Raw genomic sequence first — 23,456 nt, forward strand, 5'->3', positions numbered from 1 at the left:
GAGGTCGAGCCATGTCTTTGCAGCACGGCCAGCATGGACAACATGGCCAGCACGGCCAGGGTGGAGGCGCGGCGGGCGGATCGGGCGCTGACGAATTGATGGCCGCCGCCCTGATGCGGACCCGCGATGCCATTGTCGGCACGGAAACGGTGGCCTCGGGGGCTTTCGCTGACTCCTCGCTTCCGCCGGGTGAGCGGTTGCGCCGGATGGAGGGTGAATTCCGCCTTGCCGTGCTGATGTCGGAACTGCTGGAAGACATCGCCTACCGGATCGAGGATTACGACACCCCCCGCCATACCGCGCGCGCCGTGACGGTGCTGCGCCGCAGGGCGGGCGGCGATGCGGCCACGGCGGAATACACCCCGCTGGCAAGGATCATCCGCCCCGAGGTCGAGCATTTCAGCCAAGCCGCGCCGCTGGTCGCCGCCTATGCGGAACTGCGCCCCGACCGCCTGGCCGAAATCCTGGTCCAGAAGGAAAATCTGCTTCCCTTTGTCGCAAGCATCCTGCCCATCGGCCCGCTTCGCGCCCCCGCCGTGGTCGAGATGCTGGAAACCGGCCTTGCCATCGTCACGCCGGTGGTGATGCGGGTGAAGATCGCGCTTGGCTGCCCCCGGCCCACGCAGTTCAGCGACCGCATCCAGCCGATGATCGCGGAACCCGCGCATCCGACCCTGCCCAGCGGCCATTCCACGCAGCTGTTCACGCTGGCCACCATGCTGTCGCGGTTGATGGATCCGGGATCGGACGTGGTCAGCGACAGCCAGCTTTACCGCCTGGCCTGCCGCATCGCGATCAACCGGACGGTGGCGGGCCTGCATTTCCCGGCGGACAGCGCGGCGGGCGCGGTCCTGGGGATCCAGCTTGGCCGCTATCTGATGGCGCGGGGGGCGGACTCGGGGGGAACGGTGGGCTCGGCCCGCTTCGATGGCACCGGATTCCGCAACGGGAACCAGCCGCGCGATTTCCATTACAGCGTTTTGCACGAGATGGTGACGGATGCCGATCCCTCGACCAGTTTTCCCGCCGATGCCTCTGCGGTCCGTCCCGCGCCCTTCTGGCAGACGCTCTGCCGCCGTGCGAAAGAGGAATGGAACAGCCGATGGAGTTGAAACCCGAACCCCCTGCCCGGCCCCGATGGTCGGACCCGAAAGTGGTGTTCACGGACACCCGCTTCGACCCGTCACCCTATCTTCACTACTACGAGGAACGGCGCCGGTCCCGCAGCCCGATCCAGCCGGAAGACGGGCGCGCCTCCTTCGACTGGGGCAGGGCGCTTGAGCAGCTGATCCGGGAAGCCTTCGAATGATGATGGCTATTGCCCGCGAAATCCTGTCCGCCTTCGACGACTTTCTGGACGATCCCGCCGGGATCCTGTCCGAGGATGCCAGGAACTTCGACCGCAAGGGTTTCGGAAACAAGGATCTGGAAGATCCCGCGCTTGCCTATCTGTCCCCAGGTGCCCTGCCCGATCCGCGGAAAGGCTGCATCATCGGGGTGATCGACGACGCGATTCCCTTTGCGCATCAACGCTTCACGCTGCCGGGCAATCTCAGCCGCGTCGCCTCGGTCTGGCTGCAGGACGCGCGCTTCCGGCCCGGCATGGGGGTGGACCTGCCGACCGGCGCCGAATGGCGGGGGGCCGAACTCTCCGGCCTTCTGGACGACTTGGCGAACGGCGCGATCCCCGACGAGGATGCGATCTATCGCCGGACCGGGGCGGTCGATCTGACGCGCCCGGCGCCCCCGTCCGGCGCCTATGAGACCGGCCATGGCGCGGCCGTGGCGCCCCTGGCTGCGGGGTTCGACCCCTTCGATCCGCAGGCCCGGAACCATCCGCTGATCGCGGTCTGCCTGCCCCCCCGGATCACTGCCGATTCGATGGGGGTGCTGGCCCCGGTCCCGATCATGGCGGGCATCGTGTTCATCATCAAGCGCGCCCGCCGCCTGTGCCGGTTCATCGAGGCGCGGGAAAACCTGAAACCCGGATCGGTCCGGCTACCCGTGGTCCTCAATCTCAGCCTGGGGCTGACGGCCGGGCCGCGGGACGGGCAAAGCCCGCTGGAACGGTTCATGGATGCGGTTGTCGCCTCCGAACCGTCCGACCTGGGCCGGGTCCATATCGTGCTGCCGTCGGGAAACCACCGGCAAGGGCGGCTGCGCGCCCGGCTGCAACCGGGCCAGCAGATCGAATGGCGCCTGCCCGCCGACGACATGACCATCAATGCCATCGAGATCTGGGGTCCGCCCCATGCCCATCCGCCCCAGGCCGATCTGCAAGTCACCCTGACGGTGCCGGGCCTTGCCCCCGCGACGACCGCCTTCACGGCCCCGTTCCAGGCTTCCGTCCTGACCGGACCGGATGGCAGGCGCCTGGCAGAGGCCTATTACACCCCGAACCAGATGCCCGATGGCAGATGGCGCGACGGCATTGTCGTGATCGCCTCGCCCACCTGCCCCGAACGCCTGGGGGAAAGCTTCACCCCGCCCGGCGCCTGGCAGGTGGGGATTTCATCCGATGCACCCGGCGGGATCTACGACCTGTCCGCGCAACGGGACGAGGTGATCCGCGGATTCCGGCGCGGGGCGCGGCAAAGCTGGTTCCACGATCCCGCCTATCGCGGCGAGGACGAGGCGGGCCGTCCCATTGCCGAGGACGCGGCGAATGGCGGCGCGCCAAGGATCATCCGCACGGGGACGATCAACAGCTATGCGACGGGCAGGGGGACGCTGCGCGCGGGCGCGTCATATCGCGGAACGAAACGGGTGACGATCTACACCTCGCTTCTGGATGACGGGCAGCCGGGCGATTGCCTGGCCCCGGTCGATCACAGCGCCGCCACGCCCTGGATGATCGTGCGCGGGCGCAACAGCGGCAGCTTCACGCGATCGCTCGGCACCTCGCTGGCGGCGCCGCAACTGGCCCGCTGGCTGGCCATCCAGTTGGCGGACGGGCTGGCGCCGGATGACCGTCAGGCGATTCGCGCCCTGGCGCAGCAGCAGTTCGGCGACCAGGCGAATCCGCCCGCAGATCCGCCTGTCATCCAGTTCCCCGCGCGCTTTCCCGAATTCTGACCGGAAATCCCCTGCAACCCCGGCCTTTTTCACATAGGCCCGGTCCGGGGATTCACGCCCGTTTCACGGCAAGGGCCCATAGTGATTCCATTGAACGCGATCATCGGTCGCCTGGGATGGACGGCTACTTCAAGGCAGCAAGGGGGAAGACGGACATGCCGGGCGACAAAATTCCCAATTTCAACAACGTGATTGCCGCGCTTCAGCTTCTGGGCAGTGGACCGGGGGGTGCATCGAATGTGCCGGTCCATGACATCCAGCAGGATCTGACGGCGGCAATATCCGGGCGGTCGGGGGATGGTGCTCCTCTCGCTGACCACGACCGTCCGACCTGGGCCGCGTTCCGCCGGCTCGAGCAGGAAAACCGGCTTCTTGTCGATCATGTCGAGATGCTGGCCTGCGCCCTGGGTGCCTGCCCAAATTGCTGGGGCAGCATCGAGGATTGCGAAGACTGCGGAGGCATCGGGCATCCCGGTGCCTTCGCGCCCGACCGCGCCTGCTTCGATCAGTTTGTCCTGCCGGTCATCGTCCGCGTGATGGGGCGTGCCGACGGGCGCGGCGATCCGGTTTCCCGCCCCGGCCCTTGCCGGGACCGGGACAACCCGCCCGTTTCCTAGCGTAACCAGTTCCCTGTTCCTGCGGGTGTTTGGCGGATGGCCTTGCCATCCGCCAAATCCTTTTGCGCCCAGGGCGGATCGACATTCAGCCGATACAAGGGCGGCGCAGTGGTAATGTCGATCCGCGCCTAGAACAGGGGATCAAGCGCGAAGGGATCGGCAGGCGCGGTGGTGGCGATGGTGCGGCCCGGCCCCGACAGGGTGGCGATCTGCCGGGCGAGGATCGCGATGGCCTGGGACGCCGCCGTGGCAGACGCCCCCGGCCCCGTGCCGCCCATCGGAACAGAGATGTCGAAGCTGCGGGCGTGGTTCGCGCCGCCGCTGCCCTCGTCCGAGACGAAATACCGTCCCGACAGGCGATAGGTGCCATTGGCCTGCGCCAAGGCCTTTTCGACCCGCACCTCCAGCACGCGCTGCGGGGGTTCGGCCAGGGGCCAGGGCTCGCCGATCACGGTCGCGCCCGAGGCGTCGGAAATCGCGCGGGCCAACGACAGGGTGAAGGCGCGTTCGGGATTGTCGGCCCACAGGTTCTTCGGGTTCGACCGCACCGCCCCGTCGGCGGTCTGGAAGGCGACCTCCTGGCTGGACGCGTATTCGGGCAGGGACACGTCCTTCAGTTCGGCGCTGCCCAGTCGGTTCGGCACCTGTTCGCCCGTGGCCGGAGGGTCGATCAGGAAGCGCGCGGTCTTTTCCGGGTTGGAACAGCCCGCCAGCCCCAGAAGGCCAAGGCAGGCAATCGCGGCGGGCAGGCGGAGGGGCAGGGTCATGGCGGTTATCGTCCCAGGATGAAGGCACGGGGGTTGCGTTCGATCAGCCGGGCCAGCGACCCGAAGGCCTCGGTCGCGCGGCGCAACTGGCGCAGCATGTTGACGGCCTCGGTGTTGAAGGCCGACCGCTCGCCATAGGCGGCCAGGACCGAATCCGCCCGCGCGGCGGTCGCCTCCAGCCGTCCGATCAGGTCCGGCAGGCGCTGCACGGACTGGGCCACCTGGTCGGCAGCGTTGCTGGCGCTGTCCAAGGCATTGTTCAGGCTGCCTGCGGCATTGCCGTCGCGCAGGTCGTTCAGCAGGCCGGACGCCGCTTCCAGCGTGTCGGACAGGTTGCGGGGCAGTTGTTCGGCATCCTCGCTGCCCAGCATGGCGCGCAGATCGGCCAGGATCCCTTCGGCCTGGGCGCTGATCTCGGAAAAGTTGAACTCCTCGACCGCGGCGGCGGCGGCGTCGATGCTGTCGATCATCTCGGGCGCGTCGGCCGCGGCCAGCTTGACCGCCTCGGCGGCGGCCGCGGCTTCATCGACCAGCCGGGCCAAGTTCGCGGCGGTGTCGCCTTCGCGCAACTCGCGGGCCATGCCGCCGATGTCGGTCGCGGCACCCTTGGCCTGGTCCAGCGTTTCGCGCAGGGAACCGGGAATGGCGCGCGTATCCTCGGAACTGGCGATGGCGGTGATGCTGTTCATCATGTCGGTCGCGGAGCGCAGCACCTCCTCCAGCGGCAGGTTGCCGATGCGCGACAGGAAGCCCTGGGCGCTTGCCGTGAAATCCCCCAGATCGCCCGCGACGGACGGAATGACCGGGTTCGGCTGGGCGCCTGTGTCGATGGCGGCGGGCGCGGCGTCGGGAATATCGACAAGCTCGACCATCAAGGACGTGCCCAGGAAACCGGCGCTTGCGACCCGCGCGCGCAAGCCTTCGGCCACGGCGTCCTGCAGGAAGGCCAAGGCATCGGCGGGCGTGGCATCGGAAGCCAGTCCCAGCCGATAGGGAGAGATCGCCATGGTCACGACCTGGCGGATCTTGTCGCTCTCCTCGTCCACGGTGACCGCCAGATCCGTGACCTGGCCCACGCGCAGGCCCTGAAACTGCACGTCGGCGCCCTTTTCCAGGCCGCGCAGGGAATCGTCGATCAGCATGGCGATGCGCAGCGGTTCGGCATTGTCGCTGGCCAGGATGTCGTTGCGGGCCGTGTCCTCGTCCGGTTGCAGGGCGAAGACATGGCCCGGCTTGACCGGCTGGCCGCCGCTGACCAGGGTGTCGAAGGCCACGCCCCCCTGCAGGACCGAGGACAGCGAGTTCACGTTCAGCGACACGCCCGAGGCACCCAGCGACAGCGAAAAGCCCGAGGTGTCCCAGAACACCGTGGCGGTGGTCAGGCGCTTGTCATGGGGCGCCTCGATGAAGGCGTCGGCGATGACCTGGTCCTCGGTCTCGGCCAGGCGCAGGTTTTCCATGCGGCCCACCTGGACGCCGCGATAAAGGACAGGGGCGCCTTCGCTGATGCCGTCGGCGCTGTCCATCGCCAGCGTGACCCAGGTGCCCGGCGTGTCCTCGCGCACCAGGGGGGCGCGGTCCAGGCCCACGAAACGGTCCTGCGGGGCGCTGACGCTGGCGTCCCAATAGCCTTCGATGAAGGATCCGGTCAGCACGGTGTCCAGCCGCGTCACCCCCTGGGCCGTGACCTGCGGACGGACGATCCAGAAGGCCGCGTCGCTGTCGATATAGGGGGCCACGTCCTTGTCCACGCGGATTTCCACGACGACGCGCGACAGATCCGACGTGAAGCTGACCGACTTCACCTGTCCCACGGTGATCTCGCGAAAGCGCAGGGCGGTTTCGCCCGGCGTCACGCCCGTCGCGTCGGCGAATTCGACCCGTATGATCTCCCCGCGGTCGGCATAGGCGTTCCAGGCGATGGCCAAGGTCACAATCAGCGCCAGGATCGGCACCAGCCAGATGACGTTGATTCCGGCCTGGGCGGCGCGTGCAGCCCGCTTGCGCGCGGGGCTTGCCGGTTTCAGCGGCGGCTGATCGGTCATCGTGTCTCTAGTCCTGCCCCTTGTCGTCCGTCCGGCTTCGCAGCGGCAAACCGCGCCAGATCAGTCTTGGGTCAAAGCTTTGCGCGGAAAGCATGGTGAAGGCAACAGACAGCGCAAAGGACACGGCAGCAGGGCCGGGATGGATGGAGGCGACAAAGCCCAGCTGCACCAGGGCCGACAGGATCGCCACCACGAAGACGTCGATCATCGACCAGCGGCCGATGAATTCGACCACCTCATAGATCTTCAGCCGGGTATGGGCCTGTTCGACCGTGGCGGGCTGGCCCGCGACCATCGCCAGCCAGGCGATCGACAGGAACTTGGCGATCGGCACGATGACGGATGCGACAAAGACGATGATGGCGATGTCATAGTTGCCGTAATGGATCAGCTCGACCACGCCTTCCAGGATCGTGGCCTCGGTGCTGCCCTGCAATCCGGCGAAGGTCTGGGTGCGCATCATCGGGAACAGGTTGGCGGGGATGTACATGATCAGGCCCGCAAGCCACCAGGCCCAGACCTTCTGCAGCCCGCGCCGGTCGGGCGGCACCAGACCCGCGCCGCAACGGTCGCAGGTGGCCTGTCCCTCGGGCCAGACGCGTCCGCAGGACCGGCAGCCGATCAGCCCCGCGCGATGCGCGGTCATCACCGGCCCGTCATGCGTCACACCATGGATCGCGTCCTGGGTCATGGGGCGCGGCCCCCCATCATCTCGCGCCCGTCGGTGCGCAGGCCGGCATCCTCGATCGCGTCCCAGATGGTGGTCTGGCACATGAACCCGCGCGAGGCGAGATTGACTAGGATCAGCGCGCAGAAGGCCCAGAAGGCCGGGCCCAGATGGACCGTCGCAAGTCCCGCCACCTTGACCAGGGCGACCGCCGTGCCGATCACGAAGATCTCGGCCATGGACCAGGGGCGCAATTCCTCGGACCAGCGGAAGGCCGTCGCCGCGTGGCGATAGGGCGCGCGGCCCTGGGCCAGCGGGGTCAGGGTATAGACCAGCAGGAAGGAGCGCAGCACCGGCAGGCCCACGATCATCGCCATCACCGCCAGCACCAGGGGCAGCAGCACGCCATCGGCAAAGGCCATAGCCACGCCGAACAGCGATGTCGCATTGCCGAAGCCCATGCGCGAAATTTCCAGGAACGGAAAGAAAATCGCCCCCATCATCAGAACGACCGTGGTGAAGGACAGGGCGATCAGCTGCGTGAAGGCGCCCCCGCGCGGTTTCGCCAGAACCCCGCCGCAGCGGATGCAGCGCGCCGTTTCGCCGGGCTCCAGTTCCTCCTCGACATGCAGGGCATCGCAGCGCGGGCAGGCGATCAGCCCCTTGCCGGTGGTCAGGTCGAAGGTATCGGGCGCGTCCATGGCTTGCAGGATAATGTTCCGGCGGGGCCGCGCAAGCGGCATCGTGCCGCCCTTAATGCTGCGCCCCGGGCCGCGCGGCCGAGGTCAGGACGACGGAGCGCGTGTCGGCAAGGGTGCTGTCCTTGTCGATGGCGAATTGCAGGCGCAGGACGAAGCTGTGGCCCTCGATTTCGGCGGTGGCCTGTCCTTCAAGCTGGGTGGTGAAGGCCTCGATCAGCTGGCTGCCAAGGCCGGTCCCCTGGGACTGGCCCGCGTCCTTGCCGATGGAATTGGCGACCTCCAGCACCGCCATGCCGGGCGCGATGGCGGCCAGGTCAACCCGGACCCAGGGCGCATCCTCGCCCGGCGAGGTGCCGGCATATTTCAGCGCATTGGTAAAGGCTTCGGTCGTCAGCAGCGACAAGGGCACCGCCTGGTCGGGCAGCAGGGTCAGCGTTTCGATATTGGTTTCGATCCGCAGGCTGCTGCCCGGTTCCACCGAGGCATTGACCATCTGGTTGATGATGTCGCAGATCAGCCGCCCGGCCTCGACCGCGTCCAGATGCTCGGCCTGGTAGAGGTTGCGATAGATCGTCGCCAGCGCGGCCACCCGGTCCTGGACAGACCGCAGCACGCGTTTCGCGTCGGGATCGTCGATCACCCGGCTTTGCATGTTGATGATGGACGCGATCAGTTGCAGGTTGTTCTTGACGCGGTGGTGGACCTCTTTCAGCAGAACGGTCTTTTCGGCGACCGCGCTTTCCATCGCTTCCTCGTCGCGGATCAGGATGCGCGCCATGTTGTGGAAGGTCTGGCTGACATCGCAGATCTCGGTCGGCGCGTCGGTCAGGACGGGGGGCGGTTCCGTGCGGTTGCCGATGGCGAAGCGGCGCATCTGGCTGCGCAGCACGGTGATGTGGCGCAGGACCATGCGGAAGACCGCGAAATAGGCCACCGCCAGCGACACCAGCCACAAGGCCATCGGGATCGTCACCGCCCCCAGGCGGGAAATCTGGAACAGCCCCACGCCCGCCGTGCGGGGCGACCAGCTGCCAAGCGCGTAAACCAGCCCCGGCACGGCGGGCACCACGGTGAACAGGCGGGTCTGGCCATTGCCGGTGCGCGCCCGGAAGGTCGTCTCGGTCCGCGACAACAGGCTGACCAGTTCGATGTTCTGGGGCAGGATGTCCCCGATGCCGGTCTGCGCATCGGTGTCCGAGGTCAGGATCTCTCCCTTCTGGTTGAAGGTGACGATGCGGGCGCTGTCGCTTCCGAAGCTGATGTTGTGGGTGGACCGCAGCAGTTCGTTGGTCAGCGACAGCCCGATATAGCCCAGCATCTGGCTGTCGCGGTACAAGGGCTGCATGACCAGGACCACGGGGCGGCCGCTGACCGTGCCCATCTCGATCGCGGTGATCTGGGTGCCGGGCTGGTCCATGAAGGTCACGAAGCCTTCGGACCGGCTGAGATCCAGCGGTTCCCCGCCACTTGCGGAATTGCAGTTGCTGATGCCGTCCACGGGCACGAAGCCCGCGAAGACATAGGTCGCGCTGCGTTCGATGAAGTTGCGCATCAGGTCCGAACAGGCCTGCGGGCGGTCCATCGATTCCAGCACGGCGGGGCCAAGCGCATCGGCGGAGCCCAGGGCGCTTTGCAAGAGCGCCCGTTCCCCCGCCGCGGTCGAGGCCGTGCGGCCCAGCAGGGCAATCTGGACGCCGCGTTCGGCCTCGGCCACGAGGTTGAAGTTCTGGATCAGCGAGATCAGGCCCAGGGGCAGGATGGCGACAGACAACAGGGCGCCAAGCCGGAAGCCCAGCCTGCGGGTAAAGTCCAGCCGGTCGATGATCCGCCGGAACACCGGCGGTTCCTAGCGGGCGATGGTGTGGCTGGACGCCATCACCGCCAGGGTCGCCTGATCGGTCATGTCCAGTTCCTCACCGCTTTCCAGATGCAGCAGTTCCGCCAGCTTGCGCCGCCCACGATTGGCCCGCGACTTGACGGTGCCGATGGCCACGCCCGTCATGTCGGCCGCTTCCTCGTAGGAAAAGCCGGACGCCCCCACCAGGATCAGCGCCTCGCGCTGCTCGTCGGGCAATTGCGCGAAGGCCACCCGGAAATCCTTGAGTGCGAGGCGCCCGTCATGTTCGGGCCGCGTCGCCTGGCGCGCGGCATGGATGCCGTCGCTGTCGCTGACCTCGCGCTTGGTCTTGCGGCGGGCCGAATAGAAGGTGTTGCGCAGGATCGTGAACAGCCAGGCGCGCAGGTTGGTGCCTGCCTGGAACTTGTCCATGTTGGTCCAGGCCTTGACGATCGTGTCCTGGACCAGATCGTCCGCCGCCGCCCCTTCGCGCGTCAGCGACAAGGCAAAGGCCCGCAGCGCAGGCAGGTGATCCACCAACTGGTCGCGCGGATCCGTTGTCGCGGATTTCTTCATTCTGTCACCGTCCACCGTCGCGTCGTCGCGTTTGCAAGGAAGTCACTTCTGCTCGCGCAGTTGTTCAAGAAGGGCCAGAAAACGATCGGGGATCTGCTCGGTCACGTCCTGTTCGTAAACGCGCCGCAGATTCTCGTCGATCTGCTTCTCGACTGCCGCCTTGCGGCGATCATCTCGCTTCGATGTCATTACTTTGTTAGTCCCGGAAATCTTGTGCGCACGACCACCAACCTGTAGGGGTTATGACAGGTTCCGCGCAATATGCGAAATTCGAAGGATGTGAAGATATGTCGTCAGCCGATCTAGCCCAGTCCATCGGGCGCGAGCTGCCCTATCTGCGGCGCTATGCGCGTGCGCTGACCGGCAGCCAGCGCGCCGGTGACAATTACGCCGCCGCCACGCTGGAGGCGATCTTGTCGGACCGCTCGATCCTGCTGGAAGAAGACGACACCCGCATCGGGCTGTTCCGCACCTTTCACGCGATCTGGCAAAGCTCGGGCCAGCCGGTCGATGAAACCGACCGCACCGCGCGCGAGATGCGCGCCCAGGACCACCTGCGCAACCTGACCGCCAATTCTCGCGAAGCCCTGCTGCTGCGCACGATCGAGGAGCTGCGCTTCGACCAGATCGCCCGCGTGATGCAGATCGACGAGGCCGAGGCCGAGGAGCTGGTGGGCATCGCCCTGGCCGAGATGAGCGCGTCGATGCGCGGCAAGGTCATGGTGATCGAGGACGAGATGATCATCGCCATGGACCTGAAGGGCATCGTCCAGGCCATGGGCCACGAGGTAACGGGCGTGGCCCGCACCCATTCGGCGGCCATCGAACTGGCGGGCCAGTCGCGCCCGGACCTGATCCTGGCCGACATCCAGCTGGCCGACGGATCGTCGGGCATCGACGCGGTGAACGAATTGCTGCGCGACCTGGGCGACATCCCGGTGATCTTCATCACCGCCTTCCCCGAACGGCTGCTGACCGGGGAACGGCCCGAACCGGCCTTCCTGATCTCGAAGCCCTACAACGAGGAACAGGTGCGGTCCGCCGTCAGCCAGGCGATGTTCTTCGCCTCGACCGAGGGACTGGACGCGGCCTGAGGCCCGTGCCAGCGTAACGGAACAGGGCGGCGGGTCATTCCGCCGCCTTTTTTATATCGGCCACCACCGATGCGCGGGCCTCGCGCGCGGCGCGGACGCGGCGGCGGCGGGCCAGTTCGACATTGATCAGCGCCCCCAGCAGGACGGAAAAGCCCGCCAGATAGAACCACATCAGCAGCGCCACCACCGTGCCGATGGATCCGTAGATGCGGTTGTAGCTGTTGAAGCTGCTGAGATAGGCGGAAAAGGCGACCGAGGCCACGGCCCAGAGGAAGGCCGCGAAGAAGGCCCCCCAGGTAAAGACCGGCGTGCGCGGCGTCTTCACGTTGGGGCCATAGCGGTAGAGGATGCCGATCCCCAGGATCACCAGCAAAAACATCGCCCCCCAGGGCAGGCCCGCCACCGCCCAGGCGCGGACCTGTTCGAAGACCGCGAAGTTCAGCAGGATCGGCACGATCACGATGGTCGCAAGCCCCGCCAGCGAGATGCCGACAATCGCCAGCGTCAGCGCATAGGCCAGCACGAAACCGAAGATCGTGGAGTGCGAACGGACGCCATAAGCCGCGTTCAATCCGCCCACGATCGCCTCGACCCCGGCGCGGGCGGCGATGGTGGCCACCATGAAGGACACGAAGGACGCCCAGCCGACCGAGGTCCGCCCCGAGGAGGTCAGCGTTTCCACCTGTCCGTCGATCAGCGCCGCCGCATCCGCAGGCAGGAATTCATGCGCCACGTCCAGATAGGTCGTGACGACCTTCGGGTCGAACCACAGGCTCCACAAAGCCAGGATCGCGGCAAGGCCCGGAAAGACCGCGAACATGGCGTAGAAGGCCACGCCCGCGGCGATCAGGCTCATGTGGATCTTGTCCATGCGTTCGAAGACGGCCGCCCAGAAGGACCAGAACTCGCGCAGCAGGGTCAGCATCGGCACCTGTCATCCTTGTGGTCGGGCTGCCCTCATGGCGTCACCCACGGGGGCGGCTGTCAACCGCCATAGCGCGCCCAGACCGCCGTTTCGCCAAGCCTGGCCACGAATTCGGCATGGGCCGCGGCCTCGGCATCGGTCAGGCGCGGGGCCAGGGGCTGCGGACGCGGGGCGCGGGGGCCGGTATTGGCGCTTTGCACCCCGGCGGCGGCGCCGCGTCCGGGCTGGTCCAGAACCAGGTCGGGCTGCCGGCCGCCGATCAGTTCCAGATAGACCTCGGCCAGAAGCTCGCTGTCCAGAAGCGCCCCGTGCAGCTGCCGGTTCGAGTTGTCCACGCCGAACCTGCGGCACAGCGCATCCAGCGTGGCAGGAGAGCCGGGAAACTTTTCCCGCGCCAAGGCCAGGGTATCCAGCGCGCGCGACCAGGGCAGGGTCGGACGGCCCGCGCGGCGCAACTCGGCGTTCAGGAACTTCATGTCGAAGCTGGCATTGTGGATCACCAGCCGGGCGTCGTCGCCGATGAAGTCGACGAAGCCCTGCACGATTTCCGCGAATTTCGGCTTGTCGCGCAGGAAGTCGTCGCCCAGTCCGTGGACCTCGAAGGCCTCCTTGGGCATGGGGCGCTCGGGGTTGATATAGACGTGATAGGTCCGGCCCGTGGGCAGGTGGTTCACCAGTTCGATCCCGCCGATCTCGACGATGCGGTCGTCCTTGTCCGCGTCAAACCCGGTGGTTTCGGTATCCATCACGATCTCACGCACGCTGGGCAATCTCCTTCACGATCCGGTCCACGGACTGACGGGCGGTATCTAAGTCGTCCGTCGGGATGATCCAGTCGGCCCGCGCCCGCTTTTCGGCATCCGGCATCTGGCGCGACAGGATCAGGGCCAGCAGGTCATCCGTCATGCCCGGCCGCGCCAGAACCCGCCGCCGCTGCGTGTCCGCATCGGCCGACACGACCGCCACGCCATCCATCAGCGCCTGATAGCCGTTTTCGTACAGCAACGGAATATCCAGAACGACCAGAAGCGCGTCCCTATGACGGGCCACGAAAGCCTCTCGGTCGGCGGCGACGATGGGGTGGACGATGGCCGACAGACGGTCCAGCGCCGCAGGATCGCCGGCAATGGCGGCCTTCAGCGCATCGCGGTCGATGCCGCCGTCGCGCAGCGCCAAGGGAAAGGCAGCCGCCACGGGCGCCACGGCGGCACCGCCCGGCGCGTAGAGGCGATGCACGGCCGCGTCGGCGTCCCAGACCGGATAGCCCGCATCACGGAACATCTGCGCGGTGGTGGTCTTGCCCATGCCGATGCTGCCGGTCAGGCCCAGGCGGAAGCTCATTCCAGGACGGCCCGGCGCAGATCGTCGTCCACCTCGGGGCGGCGGCCGAACCAGCGTTCAAAGCCCGGCGCCGCCTGGTGCAGCAGCATCCCCAGGCCATCGACCACGCGGCAGCCCCGCGCCTGCGCATCCAGCAGGAAGGGCGTCATCAGCGGCGTATAGACCAGATCGGTGACAAGCGCGTCGGGCGACAGCGCGCCCAGCGGCAGGCGCAGGGGCTGCTTCCCCTCCATCCCCAGGGCGGTCGCGTTCACGACGGTGGCAGCGCCCTCCAGCATGTTGCCCGCCTGCGCCCAGTCATAGACGATCACGCGGGCGCCGAACTCGGCCTTGATCTGTTCGGACCGGAGGCGGGTGCGGTTGGTGATGCGCAATTCCTTGACCCCGCTGTCCAGAAGCGAGGCGACAACCGCCCGCGCGGCCCCCCCCGCGCCGATCACCGCGGCTGGACCGGATTCGGGTCGCCAGTCAGGCGCGTTCTGCCGCAGATTGGCGATGAAGCCGTAGCCGTCGGTATTGTCGGCATGGATCTTGCCGTCGGGGCGGAAGATCAGCGTGTTCGCGGCCCCGATCAGCGCCGCCCGGTCGGTCACGGCATCGGCCAGCGTCAGCACGGCTTCCTTGTGCGGGATGGTGACGTTGATGCCGACGAAGCCCAGCCGGGGCAGGGCGCGCAGCACTTCGGCCAAGTGTTCGGGCATCACGGGCATGGGAATGTAATGGCCTGCGATGCCGTAACGGCGCAGCCAGTGGCCATGCAGGCGCGGCGAGCGGGAATGCGCGATCGGCATGCCAATGACTCCTGCAAGGGGCACAGTGGCGGGGCGGCTTGGCTGGTCGTCGGTCATGATGCGTCCTTGTCCTTGGCAGCAGACTAGGACGGCGGGACGAGGAAAAAAAGCAGCCTTTTGCGGCAATTAAGCAGGGTCCGCGCGGCTGTGGATAAGATCCGGGGGGAATCGGGTCGAATCATGGGGGCGGAAAGCCACATGAAATCGACGCGTGAAAACGGTCCCGGAACTTCCCTCGAACGGTGACGTTCGCCCCACAAGTGGATAACAAACAGGCTTGGAACGGCGGATCTGTGGGCAGGCTTGCCGCAGGCCGACGATCCCCATAGTTATCCACACGCTACAGATATGATTATATTTGCAAATATTTCCATTCACGCGTGTAATCCCGATCTTATCCACAAGGGGCAGATCTGTGGGCGGATGCGGGGATTTCCTCTTTATCCTTTTATCCACAGCCCCTACAGCAACATCTTCCTTTATTCTTCTCTTTCTATTTAAGAAGGACGCCGATGACGGACTGGCTTGCCGCGATCTATCCCTATGCCAAGGCTTTCCACGTCATGGCGGTGATTTCCTGGATGGCCGGGCTGTTCTACCTGCCCAGGCTGTTCGTCTATCACGCCGAACGGGGGCAGGCGCCCGAACCCTCGGGCAGTTTCGCCATCATGGAAGACAAGCTTCTGCGGCTGATCATGAACCCGGCCATGATCGCCACCTGGGCCAGCGGGCTGTGCCTGGTGCTGACGCCCGGCATTGTGGACTGGTCGCTGGCCTGGCCCTGGACCAAGGCTGCCTGCGTCCTGGCGATGAGCTGGTTCCACATGTGGTGCGCCCGCCAGCGGCGCCTGCTGGGGGCCGGGCAGGGCCATCCGGGGCGCCGCTATCGCCTGATGAACGAGGTGCCGACGCTGCTGATGATGGGCATCGTGCTGTCGGTGATCGTCAAGTTCTGACAGCGGGTCGTTGACTCGCGGGGCATTGCTGACTATGTCCCTGCCAAGCCCGGCCGTCCGGCACGGGGATCCCCGTCTCATATCTGACCTGCCGCATGGGAAGACCATGCGGAACCTGCGGTGACATCATGACCGAAGAACGCCTCAACCTGTCCGAACTCAAGGCCAAGAGCCCGGCCGACCTGCTCTCCATGGCCGAGGAGTGGGAGATCGAGAACGCCTCGACCATGCGCAAGGGCGAGATGATGTTCCAGCTGCTGAAGGAACATGCCGAGGAAGGCGTGGAGATCGGCGGCGACGGCGTGCTTGAGGTCGTCCAGGACGGCTTCGGCTTCCTGCGGTCCACCGCGGCGAACTATCTGCCCGGTCCCGACGACATCTATGTCAGCCCCGACATGATCCGCCAGCACTCCCTGCGGACCGGCGACACGGTCGAGGGCGTGATCCGCGCGCCGGGGGAGAACGAGCGTTATTTCGCCCTGACCAAGGTCGAGCGGATCAATTTCGAGGATCCCGACAAGGCCCGCCACAAGGTCGCCTTCGACAACCTGACGCCGCTTTACCCGAACGAGCGGCTGAAGATGGAGGTCGAGGATCCGACCATCAAGGACCGCTCGGCCCGGATCATCGACCTGGTGGCGCCCATCGGCAAGGGCCAGCGGTCGCTGATCGTTGCCCCGCCGCGCACCGGTAAAACCGTGCTGCTGCAGAACATCGCCCATTCGATCGAACGCAACCACCCGGAATGCTATCTGATCGTGCTGCTGATCGACGAACGCCCCGAGGAGGTGACCGACATGCAGCGGTCAGTGAAGGGGGAGGTCGTGTCCTCGACCTTCGACGAACCGGCCAGCCGCCATGTGGCCGTGTCCGAGATGGTCATTGAAAAGGCCAAGCGTCTGGTCGAGCATAAACGAGATGTTGTGATTCTTCTGGATTCGATTACAAGACTTGGTAGGGCATTCAACACTGTCGTGCCGAGTTCCGGGAAGGTTCTGACCGGCGGCGTCGATGCGAATGCCTTGCAGCGTCCCAAGCGGTTCTTCGGCGCGGCCCGGAATATCGAGGAAGGCGGGTCGCTGACCATCATCGCCACGGCGCTGATCGACACCGGATCGCGCATGGACGAGGTGATCTTCGAGGAATTCAAGGGCACCGGCAACAGCGAGATCGTGCTGGACCGCAAGGTGGCCGACAAGCGCGTCTTCCCGGCGATGGACATCCTCAAGTCCGGGACGCGGAAGGAAGAACTGCTGGTCGAGCAGAAGGATCTGCAAAAGACCTATCTGCTGCGCCGCATCCTGAACCCGATGGGCACGACCGATGCCATCGAGTTCCTGATCTCGAAACTGAAGCAGACCAAGTCGAATTCGGAATTCTTCGATTCGATGAACGCCTGACGAGGCTGTCATGAACCTGATCTTTGCCGAAGCCACCCCGTCTGGACGGGGTGGCGTTTCTGTTATTCGCATCAGCGGAGAAGGCGCACGAGCAACCGCCGAACGGCTGGCAGGACCGCTGGCCAAGCCGCGCCACGCCTATCTGCGCGAAATCCGTGACGGCATAGAGATACTGGATCGTGCCCTGATCATGTGGTTCGAGGCAGGCCGCAGCTTCACCGGCGAAGAGGTCGTGGAAATCCATCTGCATGGCGCCCCGGTCATCGTCCGGCGCCTGAGTCAACTTCTGACCTCACAGGGCCTGCGTCTGGCAGAAGCAGGGGAGTTTACCCGTCGAGCCTTCCTGAACGGCAAGATGGATCTTTCCGAAGTGGAAGGCTTGGGCGACCTGCTTGTTGCCGAAACCGAATCGCAGCGTCTTGTTGCCTTGCGGATGAGCAATGGGGAACTGGCGCGCAAGGCGGATATGTGGCGATCGCTTCTGATTCGCGCCGGTGCCCTGGTGGAAAGCAGCATAGATTTCGCCGATGAAGAGGTTCCCGAGGATGTCCCGCCCGAGGTCTTCGGTCTTCTTGAAACCTTCAAGCAGGAATTGGATATCCAAATCTCGGGTTATGCTGCGGCGGAACGCATCCGCAATGGTTTTGAAGTGGCCATCATCGGCCCGCCCAATGCCGGCAAGTCCAGTCTTCTGAATCGCATTGCGCGTCGACAGGTGGCTCTGGTTTCAGATGTGGCAGGCACAACGCGGGACATTATCGAACTGCGCCTGGACCTGCGTGGCTTGGCCGTCACCTTGCTGGACACGGCTGGGCTACGGGAAGCCAAGGACAGCATCGAAGTCCTTGGGATTGACCGCGCGCGCGAAAGGGCTGCGGCAGCAGATCTGCGATTGCATCTTTCCCCTGAGGGCGCGCGTGATGACAGCTTGTGGCAGCCAGGGGACTTGATTGTAGCAAGCAAATCAGACCTGAGCAGTCCGAAAACGGGGTTAGCGGTGTCCACCGTGACGGGAGAGGGCTTAGACCTTCTTCTGGACACGCTTCACGGGTCTTTGATCCAGAAAACAGCGGGTGCTGCACTTGTGAGCCATGAACGGCAGCTCAATGCCCTGTTGGAAGCAAAAGCGGCTTTGTCAAACCTGCAGAGCATTTCGCCAGAACTGATTGCAGAAGCAATCAGGCAGGCAGCAGTTTCTTTGGATCGCCTGCTTGGCAGAATCGCTGCCGAAGAGTATCTGGATGTCATTTTCGCATCTTTCTGTATCGGAAAATAGGTGTTTCACGTGAAACATTACGATGTCATTGTCATTGGCGCAGGTCATGCAGGACTGGAGGCAGCAGCCGCTTCCGCAAGGATGGGCGCGAAAACCGCCTTGGTGACGATGCGCCAGGAGGATATCGGTACCTTGTCCTGCAACCCGGCAATTGGGGGGCTTGGCAAGGGGCATCTGGTCCGGGAAGTCGATGCCATGGACGGGCTGATGGGGAGAATTGCCGATCAGTCGGGCATTCAGTTCCGCTTGCTCAATCGCAAGAAAGGGCCTGCTGTACAGGGGCCACGCGCCCAGATGGATCGGGCCCTGTATCGCCAAGCAGCCTACAAAGCAGTATCCGATATAGCCAACCTGGATCTTATTTATGGCGAGGTCGCTGCCCTGATAGGGGATGAAACCGTCATCTCAGGCATTGAGATGGCTGACGGATCACAGATGAATGCATCGGCTGTCGTCCTGACGACTGGAACTTTTCTGAACGGAATCATTCACATCGGCGATGTCAGCAAACCAGCAGGCCGTTGGGCGGGGCAGGCCTCCAACCGCTTGGCCAATTCGTTGAGGCGCTACGATCTGCCCTTCGGACGTTTGAAGACGGGAACGCCCCCCCGTCTTGATGGTCGGACCATCGACTGGGATGTGTTGCAGAAGCAGCCGGGTGATGACGAACCTATCCTGTTTTCCTATCTCAGCAACAGTGTCCAGGCGCGTCAGATATCTTGCGGGATCACCCATACCAATACCCAGACCCACGAAATTATCACGCGCAATATAACGCGCTCGGCATTGTATGGCGGTCATATTTCTGGAAAGGGACCGCGATACTGTCCATCGATCGAAGACAAGGTGGTGCGGTTTGCAGAAAAGGAATCGCACCAGATCTTCCTGGAGCCGGAAGGTCTTGATGATCACACCGTTTACCCTAACGGCATCTCAACCTCTCTCCCGGCCGATGTTCAACTGGCCTATGTACGCAGTATCGTGGGTTTGGAACAGGCGACCATCCTGCAACCAGGGTATGCTGTCGAATACGACTATGTCGATCCGCGCGCTTTGGATGCTTCCCTGCGACTGAAAGACGTTTCGGGGTTGTATCTTGCAGGACAGATCAACGGCACTACCGGCTATGAAGAAGCAGCTGCCCAAGGCTTGGTAGCGGGTTTGAATGCCGCCTTGGCAAGTCAGGATCGTGACCCTGTTATTTTCAGCCGGGCGGACAGCTATATCGGCGTCATGATCGACGATCTGACGACGCGCGGTGTTACCGAGCCCTACCGCATGTTCACATCTCGGGCCGAGTTCCGGTTGAGCCTGCGGGCCGACAACGCCGATCAAAGGCTGACTCCTTTGGGGCTGAAGCTGGGATGCATTGGCGAGAGAAGAAAAACCAGCTTCAGTGATCGTCAAGGTCGATATGAGGATGCCCGGCAGAGGCTTGAAGCTGCCAGCTATAGCCCAAGCAAATTGCAGGCCGCAGGCATTGCGGTGCGTCAAGACGGGCATGCACGGACGGCGTTTGGATTGTTGGGGCAGCCAGATATCTCGATTGAGAATCTGGCGGTCGTCTTCCCGGAAATTCTGGAAATGGCGCCTGCCACGCTCCAACAGATACAAAACGATGCCTTGTACCAACAGTATATCGGTCGACAAGGACGCGATGCCGAGTTGCTGCGCAATGATGAGGCTATCGCGTTGCCATCAGATCTTGATTACCGACAGCTTCCTGGCCTTTCTCACGAACTGGCAGGAAAACTGGCGGCCTTTCGTCCAACCACCTTGGCAGCAGCTGCAAGGATCGAGGGAATGACACCCGCCGCTCTGACGCTCCTTGTCGCTGCCAGCAAGCCTGCAAAGCGGCGAGCATGATTGTTTCACGTGAAACAGCAGATCGGCTGAGCATCTATGCAGAGCTTGTTCGCCGCTGGAATTCCCATATCAACCTTGTTTCGTCCTCAACCATTGCCGATCTGGAAACGCGCCACCTCGCTGATTGCCTGCAAGTGGCAGATCTCGCCCCCGCGAAGGAAGGCGTTTGGGTAGATCTGGGAAGTGGAGGCGGCTTGCCAGGAATTGTCCTGGCCATTGCCAAGGCTGACACATCGATCTCTTTTGTCCTGGTGGAAAGCGATCAACGCAAGGCCGCTTTCTTGCGTACCGTCATGCGCGAGACAAACTTGACCAATGTTGTCGTCAAGGCGCAACGGATCGAGGCCCTGGACCCGCTGAATGCCGCGTTTATCAGCGCACGCGCCCTTGCCCCTTTGGGGCAGCTCATGGCATATCTTCATCTGCATCTTGCTCCCAAAGGGACGGCTTTCCTGATGAAAGGCCGTCAGTGGCAGTCAGAGATCGAGGAAGCCAATACTCAATGGCGCTTCGACTGGACAGCCCATCCCAGCCGGACGCAAGAGGGCGCGGCCATACTTGAGATAAGCGGAGTTACCCATGGCGCAGCATAGCGTCATTGCCATTGCCAATCAGAAGGGCGGAGTTGGCAAGACAACCACGGCAATCAATCTGGGTGCTGCCTTGGCAATGGCCGGACACCGGACGATCCTGATCGATCTCGACCCGCAGGGAAACGCCTCGACAGGGCTGGGGGTCACCGTCGAACAGCGCCACAAGACCATTTATGATCTTCTGGCCGGTCCCGAAGCGCTTTCAGAATGTGCCGTATCGACCCGGATTGAAAACCTTTCCCTTGTTCCTGCCACCTCGGATCTGTCTTCCGCCGACATGGAATTGGCACAGACCAAGGATCGAACCCGGTTGTTGCGCCGAAAGCTTGAAGATGCCCCGGCAGGCAGCATCGTTCTTATCGATTGCCCGCCTGCCTTGGGTCTTTTGACGGTCAATGCCATGGTCGCGGCGGACGCTGTTCTTGTGCCGCTTCAGGCGGAATTCTATGCCCTGGAAGGCTTGTCGCAGTTGCTGACGACGGTGAAGCATGTCCGGCAGAGCGGCAATCCCGCGCTGCGGATCAACGGTGTCCTGCTGACCATGTCGGATTATCGCAACAACCTGTCACAGCAGGTCGAGGCCGATGCCCGTGCCACCTTGGGGGATCTGGTGTTTCCGACCGTGATTCCCCGGAATGTGCGCGTATCCGAAGCCCCGTCCTTTGCACAACCCGTGTTGCTCTATGATCCTTCATCGAAGGGAAGCGCGGCCTATCGCCAGTTCGCTGCCGAATTCGCGGCGCGCCTGAAACTTGTCCGGGAGGAAGCCTGATGTCCGAAAGCAAGCTTGCCAAAAGAGGTTTGGGCCGTGGGCTTTCTGCCCTCATGGCGGATCTGGACCTGGATGGTCCGCCCGAAGCCAAGCCGATCAAGGATCGCACGCTGGTTCCGATCGAGCAGATTACGGCCAATCCCGATCAGCCACGCCGCAGCTTTGATCCCGCAGCCTTGCAGGAACTGGCAGATTCGTTGCGGCAGCGGGGGGTCTTGCAGCCCCTGATCGTGCGCAAGCATCCGCAGGACGACGGCCTGTACCAGATCGTGGCGGGCGAGCGGCGCTGGCGCGCGGCCCAGATGGCCCAGCTTCACGAACTTCCGGTCATCATCCGCGATCTTTCGGATAACGAAGTTCTTGAAGTCGCCATCATCGAAAACATCCAGCGGGCCGATCTCAACGCGATCGAGGAGGCAGCGTCTTTCCGGCAACTGATGGATCGATTCGGCCACACGCAGGAAAAACTGGCCGAGGCGCTGAACAAGAGCCGCAGCCATATCGCCAACCTGCTGCGCCTTCTGAACCTGCCGGATCAGGTCCAGGACTATGTCAAGGACGGCAGGCTCTCGGCCGGCCATGCGCGTGCCCTGATCACGGCTGAAAATCCGGCAGCCTTGGCGCGGAAGATCATGGACAACGGCCTTTCCGTTCGCGAGACCGAGGAGCTTGTGCGCAAGCAGGGCAAGACTGCGGCGGAACGGCCGGCATCGAAAGCGGCACGCAGCCGGGACAAGGATGCGGATACCCGTGCCCTGGAGTCCGATCTTTCCGCCCAGTTGAGGATGTCCGTCGTGATCGACCACCTGGACAATGGTGGCGGCACGATGACGATCAGCTATCGCGATCTTGAGCAGTTGGATCGTCTTTGCCAGATTCTGGCGGGTGGGCAGTGATCCTGGCTGCTTTCAGGTGGCGGACAGATCGGCGGCGTAGTCGATATCGGTAAGAAATTCTTGCGAAACAGAAATCCGCTTTAGATTCGGCAAGGATTGCAACAGCTTGCTGGCACCTTTATCTCCCGTCAGGCCAAGAACCATCGGGAACAAGAGTGCGGAATAAGGGCCGGCTGGCGACTTCTGGATCCGCCACCACGGCAACCGCCGGAAATCCGCTTGCCAGAATGGCGTCCGCGGCATGGCGCACCAGCGGCTTGCCGCGGAACAATGATCGCAGCTTGCAAGATGGGCCAAAGCGCCGCGACTGCCCGGCCGCCAGCAGAACGGCCCTGGTCACGATGCGGCCTCCAGCACCTCGGCCAAGACCGAGACTGCCAGGATTCGTGGATCGCGGGTGGACCGGATCAAGCCGATGGGGCCGCGCAGGCGGTCCAGATCTCCGGTCAGCCCGCTGGCGCGCAGCCGTGCGAGGCGCGTGTCGCGGGCCCGTTGCGATCCTTGAGCGCCGATATAGAAGGCAGGCGATTCCAGGGCACGGGCGAGGATCGGCGGTTCCCAATCGTGGTCGTGGAAGAACAGCACCACGGCGGTCCGGTCGTCGATGTCCAGGTCCGTTGGCAGCGCGGGCCAGTGCAGCAGCCGCGTCTGAACGCCTCTGGCCTCGGCTTGGACGAGGGTATCCTGATCGGGTGCCAGCAGCAGATGCGGATAGCCTGCGGCACGGACCAAGGCCGCGAAGACGCTGGCTTCTGGGCCTTGGCCGAAGATCAGGAATCGGGGCGGAGGAACCAGCAGGATGCGAAAACCGTCCTCGGTCGGTCCGGTCGGACCGGGATCGCAGCGGCGCAGCACCTTGTCAGAAGCGATGCACAGCCCGACATGCTGCCGATGCGCGCGGGCTTGGGCAATCTCGGCCAGAAGAAGGGGACAGGGGCGGGGAAGCAGGGTGATTTCCAGGCCGCCGCCGCAAGGCAGTTGCAGGTCGAACCAAGGCGAGCCTTCGCCATAGCGGACCACCTGCGGTCCGTCCTGCAACGACCGCCGCGCATGGACGGCAAGATCGGTTTCGATGCAGCCCGAACTGAGCGAACCGACAGAGCGGTCGCCGCAAAAGGCCATGATCTCGCCCAAGGGGCGATAGGAGGGGCCGGTGATGCCGGTGATGATCGCCAGGACCGGATCGGTGCAGTTCAGTGCCGCGGACAGTGGGTCATCGGAAAGGCCCGCCGCCGGGTGGTTGGACACAGCTTTCGCCTGC

At 64.3% G+C, this 23,456-nt stretch carries 25 protein-coding genes; 12 read left to right on the forward strand and 13 right to left on the reverse strand.

Annotation, left to right across the window (positions count from 1 at the left end):
- Window positions 1–11 precede the first annotated feature (11 nt).
- From AAIL68_RS03890 to AAIL68_RS03905, 4 genes are all read left to right on the forward strand, one after another.
- A complete protein-coding gene (locus tag AAIL68_RS03890; RefSeq protein ID WP_347138208.1) occupies window positions 12–1,112 on the forward strand; it encodes a phosphatase PAP2 family protein in 1,101 nt (366 codons plus the stop codon).
- Window positions 1,103–1,309 (forward strand): hypothetical protein, encoded by a 207-nt coding sequence (locus AAIL68_RS03895; protein ID WP_347138209.1) that lies wholly within the window; start codon window positions 1,103–1,105, stop codon window positions 1,307–1,309. The genes AAIL68_RS03890 and AAIL68_RS03895 overlap by 10 nt, the downstream gene beginning before the upstream one ends.
- Window positions 1,306–3,075 (forward strand): hypothetical protein, encoded by a 1,770-nt coding sequence (locus AAIL68_RS03900; protein ID WP_347138211.1) that lies wholly within the window; start codon window positions 1,306–1,308, stop codon window positions 3,073–3,075. The genes AAIL68_RS03895 and AAIL68_RS03900 overlap by 4 nt, the downstream gene beginning before the upstream one ends.
- Before the next feature lie 155 nt (window positions 3,076–3,230).
- Window positions 3,231–3,692, forward strand: a complete 462-nt coding sequence (locus AAIL68_RS03905) for a hypothetical protein (RefSeq protein ID WP_347138212.1) — start codon at window positions 3,231–3,233, stop codon at window positions 3,690–3,692.
- 128 nt (window positions 3,693–3,820) lie between these two features.
- On the opposite strand, the gene AAIL68_RS03910 is transcribed toward AAIL68_RS03905, so the two are convergent.
- Genes AAIL68_RS03910 through AAIL68_RS03940 form a run of 7 tightly spaced genes read right to left on the reverse strand, consistent with a single transcriptional unit; the run spans window position 3,821 to window position 10,474 of the window.
- The gene (locus tag AAIL68_RS03910; protein WP_347138213.1) at window positions 3,821–4,459 is read right to left on the reverse strand and encodes a PqiC family protein; all 639 of its coding nucleotides are present in this window, start codon (window positions 4,457–4,459) and stop codon (window positions 3,821–3,823) included.
- 5 nt (window positions 4,460–4,464) lie between these two features.
- Complete coding sequence (locus AAIL68_RS03915; protein ID WP_347138214.1) at window positions 4,465–6,504, reverse strand: MlaD family protein; 2,040 nt, start codon at window positions 6,502–6,504, stop codon at window positions 4,465–4,467.
- Between the two features lie 7 nt (window positions 6,505–6,511).
- Window positions 6,512–7,195: a paraquat-inducible protein A gene (locus AAIL68_RS03920; protein ID WP_347138215.1), complete on the reverse strand. Its 684-nt coding sequence runs from the start codon at window positions 7,193–7,195 to the stop codon at window positions 6,512–6,514.
- Window positions 7,192–7,872 carry a paraquat-inducible protein A gene (locus AAIL68_RS03925; protein ID WP_347138216.1) on the reverse strand — a complete coding sequence of 227 codons (681 nt, stop codon included), beginning with the start codon at window positions 7,870–7,872 and terminating at the stop codon, window positions 7,192–7,194. The genes AAIL68_RS03920 and AAIL68_RS03925 overlap by 4 nt, the downstream gene beginning before the upstream one ends.
- A 52-nt stretch (window positions 7,873–7,924) precedes the next feature.
- Window positions 7,925–9,709 carry a histidine kinase dimerization/phosphoacceptor domain -containing protein gene (locus AAIL68_RS03930; protein WP_347138218.1) on the reverse strand — a complete coding sequence of 595 codons (1,785 nt, stop codon included), beginning with the start codon at window positions 9,707–9,709 and terminating at the stop codon, window positions 7,925–7,927.
- Between the two features lie 9 nt (window positions 9,710–9,718).
- Complete coding sequence (locus AAIL68_RS03935; protein WP_347138219.1) at window positions 9,719–10,285, reverse strand: RNA polymerase sigma factor; 567 nt, start codon at window positions 10,283–10,285, stop codon at window positions 9,719–9,721.
- 42 nt (window positions 10,286–10,327) lie between these two features.
- Window positions 10,328–10,474: a NepR family anti-sigma factor gene (locus AAIL68_RS03940; RefSeq protein ID WP_207100806.1), complete on the reverse strand. Its 147-nt coding sequence runs from the start codon at window positions 10,472–10,474 to the stop codon at window positions 10,328–10,330.
- Between the two features lie 98 nt (window positions 10,475–10,572).
- Here AAIL68_RS03940 and AAIL68_RS03945 point away from each other — a divergent pair, with 98 nt between their 5' ends.
- Complete coding sequence (locus AAIL68_RS03945; RefSeq protein ID WP_347138220.1) at window positions 10,573–11,379, forward strand: response regulator; 807 nt, start codon at window positions 10,573–10,575, stop codon at window positions 11,377–11,379.
- 34 nt (window positions 11,380–11,413) lie between these two features.
- Here the strand turns inward: AAIL68_RS03945 and AAIL68_RS03950 are convergent, their stop codons facing one another.
- The 4 genes from AAIL68_RS03950 to AAIL68_RS03965 are packed head-to-tail and all read right to left on the reverse strand — an operon-like array spanning window position 11,414 to window position 14,493.
- Window positions 11,414–12,304, reverse strand: coding sequence for a YihY/virulence factor BrkB family protein (locus AAIL68_RS03950; RefSeq protein WP_347138298.1), 891 nt, complete (start codon window positions 12,302–12,304; stop codon window positions 11,414–11,416).
- A 59-nt stretch (window positions 12,305–12,363) separates the two neighbouring features.
- A complete protein-coding gene (gene dnaQ, locus AAIL68_RS03955) occupies window positions 12,364–13,065 on the reverse strand; it encodes a DNA polymerase III subunit epsilon (protein WP_347138221.1) in 702 nt (233 codons plus the stop codon).
- On the reverse strand, window positions 13,058–13,645 hold the full coding sequence (coaE, locus tag AAIL68_RS03960) for a dephospho-CoA kinase (protein WP_347138222.1): 588 nt from the start codon (window positions 13,643–13,645) through the stop codon (window positions 13,058–13,060). The genes dnaQ and coaE overlap by 8 nt, the downstream gene beginning before the upstream one ends.
- Window positions 13,642–14,493 (reverse strand): shikimate dehydrogenase, encoded by an 852-nt coding sequence (locus AAIL68_RS03965; RefSeq protein ID WP_347138223.1) that lies wholly within the window; start codon window positions 14,491–14,493, stop codon window positions 13,642–13,644. The genes coaE and AAIL68_RS03965 overlap by 4 nt, the downstream gene beginning before the upstream one ends.
- A gap of 455 nt (window positions 14,494–14,948) precedes the next feature.
- Between AAIL68_RS03965 and AAIL68_RS03970 the strand changes: the two genes are divergently transcribed.
- From AAIL68_RS03970 to AAIL68_RS04000, 7 genes are all read left to right on the forward strand, one after another.
- On the forward strand, window positions 14,949–15,392 hold the full coding sequence (locus AAIL68_RS03970; protein WP_347138224.1) for a CopD family protein: 444 nt from the start codon (window positions 14,949–14,951) through the stop codon (window positions 15,390–15,392).
- Between the two features lie 128 nt (window positions 15,393–15,520).
- On the forward strand, window positions 15,521–16,792 hold the full coding sequence (gene rho, locus AAIL68_RS03975) for a transcription termination factor Rho (RefSeq protein ID WP_347138225.1): 1,272 nt from the start codon (window positions 15,521–15,523) through the stop codon (window positions 16,790–16,792).
- 10 nt (window positions 16,793–16,802) lie between these two features.
- Entirely contained in the window at window positions 16,803–18,068 is a 1,266-nt protein-coding gene (gene mnmE / locus AAIL68_RS03980; protein WP_347138226.1) for a tRNA uridine-5-carboxymethylaminomethyl(34) synthesis GTPase MnmE, read from the forward strand.
- Window positions 18,069–18,077: 9 nt separating this feature from the next.
- Complete coding sequence (gene mnmG, locus AAIL68_RS03985; protein ID WP_347138228.1) at window positions 18,078–19,934, forward strand: tRNA uridine-5-carboxymethylaminomethyl(34) synthesis enzyme MnmG; 1,857 nt, start codon at window positions 18,078–18,080, stop codon at window positions 19,932–19,934.
- Window positions 19,931–20,527 carry a 16S rRNA (guanine(527)-N(7))-methyltransferase RsmG gene (rsmG, locus tag AAIL68_RS03990; protein ID WP_347138230.1) on the forward strand — a complete coding sequence of 199 codons (597 nt, stop codon included), beginning with the start codon at window positions 19,931–19,933 and terminating at the stop codon, window positions 20,525–20,527. The genes mnmG and rsmG overlap by 4 nt, the downstream gene beginning before the upstream one ends.
- Entirely contained in the window at window positions 20,514–21,299 is a 786-nt protein-coding gene (locus AAIL68_RS03995) for an AAA family ATPase (protein ID WP_347138231.1), read from the forward strand. The genes rsmG and AAIL68_RS03995 overlap by 14 nt, the downstream gene beginning before the upstream one ends.
- Window positions 21,299–22,195 carry a ParB/RepB/Spo0J family partition protein gene (locus tag AAIL68_RS04000; RefSeq protein WP_347138232.1) on the forward strand — a complete coding sequence of 299 codons (897 nt, stop codon included), beginning with the start codon at window positions 21,299–21,301 and terminating at the stop codon, window positions 22,193–22,195. The genes AAIL68_RS03995 and AAIL68_RS04000 overlap by 1 nt, the downstream gene beginning before the upstream one ends.
- A 12-nt stretch (window positions 22,196–22,207) precedes the next feature.
- On the opposite strand, the gene AAIL68_RS04005 is transcribed toward AAIL68_RS04000, so the two are convergent.
- Together AAIL68_RS04005 and AAIL68_RS04010 are read right to left on the reverse strand one after the other, a co-directional pair.
- A complete protein-coding gene (locus AAIL68_RS04005; RefSeq protein WP_347138233.1) occupies window positions 22,208–22,492 on the reverse strand; it encodes a hypothetical protein in 285 nt (94 codons plus the stop codon).
- Window positions 22,493–22,531: 39 nt separating this feature from the next.
- Complete coding sequence (locus AAIL68_RS04010) at window positions 22,532–23,443, reverse strand: XdhC family protein (protein ID WP_347138234.1); 912 nt, start codon at window positions 23,441–23,443, stop codon at window positions 22,532–22,534.
- Between the last annotated feature and the right edge of the window lie 13 nt (window positions 23,444–23,456).

Origin of the sequence: Paracoccus sp. SSK6, from assembly GCF_039770665.1 — a bacterium.
In the GTDB taxonomy this organism is placed as follows: domain Bacteria; phylum Pseudomonadota; class Alphaproteobacteria; order Rhodobacterales; family Rhodobacteraceae; genus Paracoccus.

Excerpts from the sequence above, each read along its gene's own strand:
- AAIL68_RS03940 (WP_207100806.1), bottom strand. The coding sequence starts at position 10,474 with ATGACATCGAAGCGAGATGATCGCCGCAAGGCGGCAGTCGAGAAGCAG.
- AAIL68_RS03890 (WP_347138208.1), top strand. The coding sequence starts at position 12 with ATGTCTTTGCAGCACGGCCAGCATGGACAACATGGCCAGCACGGCCAG.
- mnmE (WP_347138226.1), top strand. The coding sequence starts at position 16,803 with ATGAACCTGATCTTTGCCGAAGCCACCCCGTCTGGACGGGGTGGCGTT.
- AAIL68_RS03970 (WP_347138224.1), top strand. The coding sequence starts at position 14,949 with ATGACGGACTGGCTTGCCGCGATCTATCCCTATGCCAAGGCTTTCCAC.
- AAIL68_RS03995 (WP_347138231.1), top strand. The coding sequence starts at position 20,514 with ATGGCGCAGCATAGCGTCATTGCCATTGCCAATCAGAAGGGCGGAGTT.
- AAIL68_RS03935 (WP_347138219.1), bottom strand. The coding sequence starts at position 10,285 with ATGAAGAAATCCGCGACAACGGATCCGCGCGACCAGTTGGTGGATCAC.
- rho (WP_347138225.1), top strand. The coding sequence starts at position 15,521 with ATGACCGAAGAACGCCTCAACCTGTCCGAACTCAAGGCCAAGAGCCCG.
- AAIL68_RS03905 (WP_347138212.1), top strand. The coding sequence starts at position 3,231 with ATGCCGGGCGACAAAATTCCCAATTTCAACAACGTGATTGCCGCGCTT.
- AAIL68_RS03910 (WP_347138213.1), bottom strand. The coding sequence starts at position 4,459 with ATGACCCTGCCCCTCCGCCTGCCCGCCGCGATTGCCTGCCTTGGCCTT.
- AAIL68_RS03945 (WP_347138220.1), top strand. The coding sequence starts at position 10,573 with ATGTCGTCAGCCGATCTAGCCCAGTCCATCGGGCGCGAGCTGCCCTAT.
- AAIL68_RS03965 (WP_347138223.1), bottom strand. The coding sequence starts at position 14,493 with ATGACCGACGACCAGCCAAGCCGCCCCGCCACTGTGCCCCTTGCAGGA.
- coaE (WP_347138222.1), bottom strand. The coding sequence starts at position 13,645 with ATGAGCTTCCGCCTGGGCCTGACCGGCAGCATCGGCATGGGCAAGACC.
- AAIL68_RS03915 (WP_347138214.1), bottom strand. The coding sequence starts at position 6,504 with ATGACCGATCAGCCGCCGCTGAAACCGGCAAGCCCCGCGCGCAAGCGG.
- AAIL68_RS04000 (WP_347138232.1), top strand. The coding sequence starts at position 21,299 with ATGTCCGAAAGCAAGCTTGCCAAAAGAGGTTTGGGCCGTGGGCTTTCT.
- rsmG (WP_347138230.1), top strand. The coding sequence starts at position 19,931 with ATGATTGTTTCACGTGAAACAGCAGATCGGCTGAGCATCTATGCAGAG.
- AAIL68_RS03925 (WP_347138216.1), bottom strand. The coding sequence starts at position 7,872 with ATGGACGCGCCCGATACCTTCGACCTGACCACCGGCAAGGGGCTGATC.
- AAIL68_RS03900 (WP_347138211.1), top strand. The coding sequence starts at position 1,306 with ATGATGATGGCTATTGCCCGCGAAATCCTGTCCGCCTTCGACGACTTT.
- AAIL68_RS03895 (WP_347138209.1), top strand. The coding sequence starts at position 1,103 with ATGGAGTTGAAACCCGAACCCCCTGCCCGGCCCCGATGGTCGGACCCG.
- AAIL68_RS03950 (WP_347138298.1), bottom strand. The coding sequence starts at position 12,304 with ATGCTGACCCTGCTGCGCGAGTTCTGGTCCTTCTGGGCGGCCGTCTTC.
- AAIL68_RS03920 (WP_347138215.1), bottom strand. The coding sequence starts at position 7,195 with ATGACCCAGGACGCGATCCATGGTGTGACGCATGACGGGCCGGTGATG.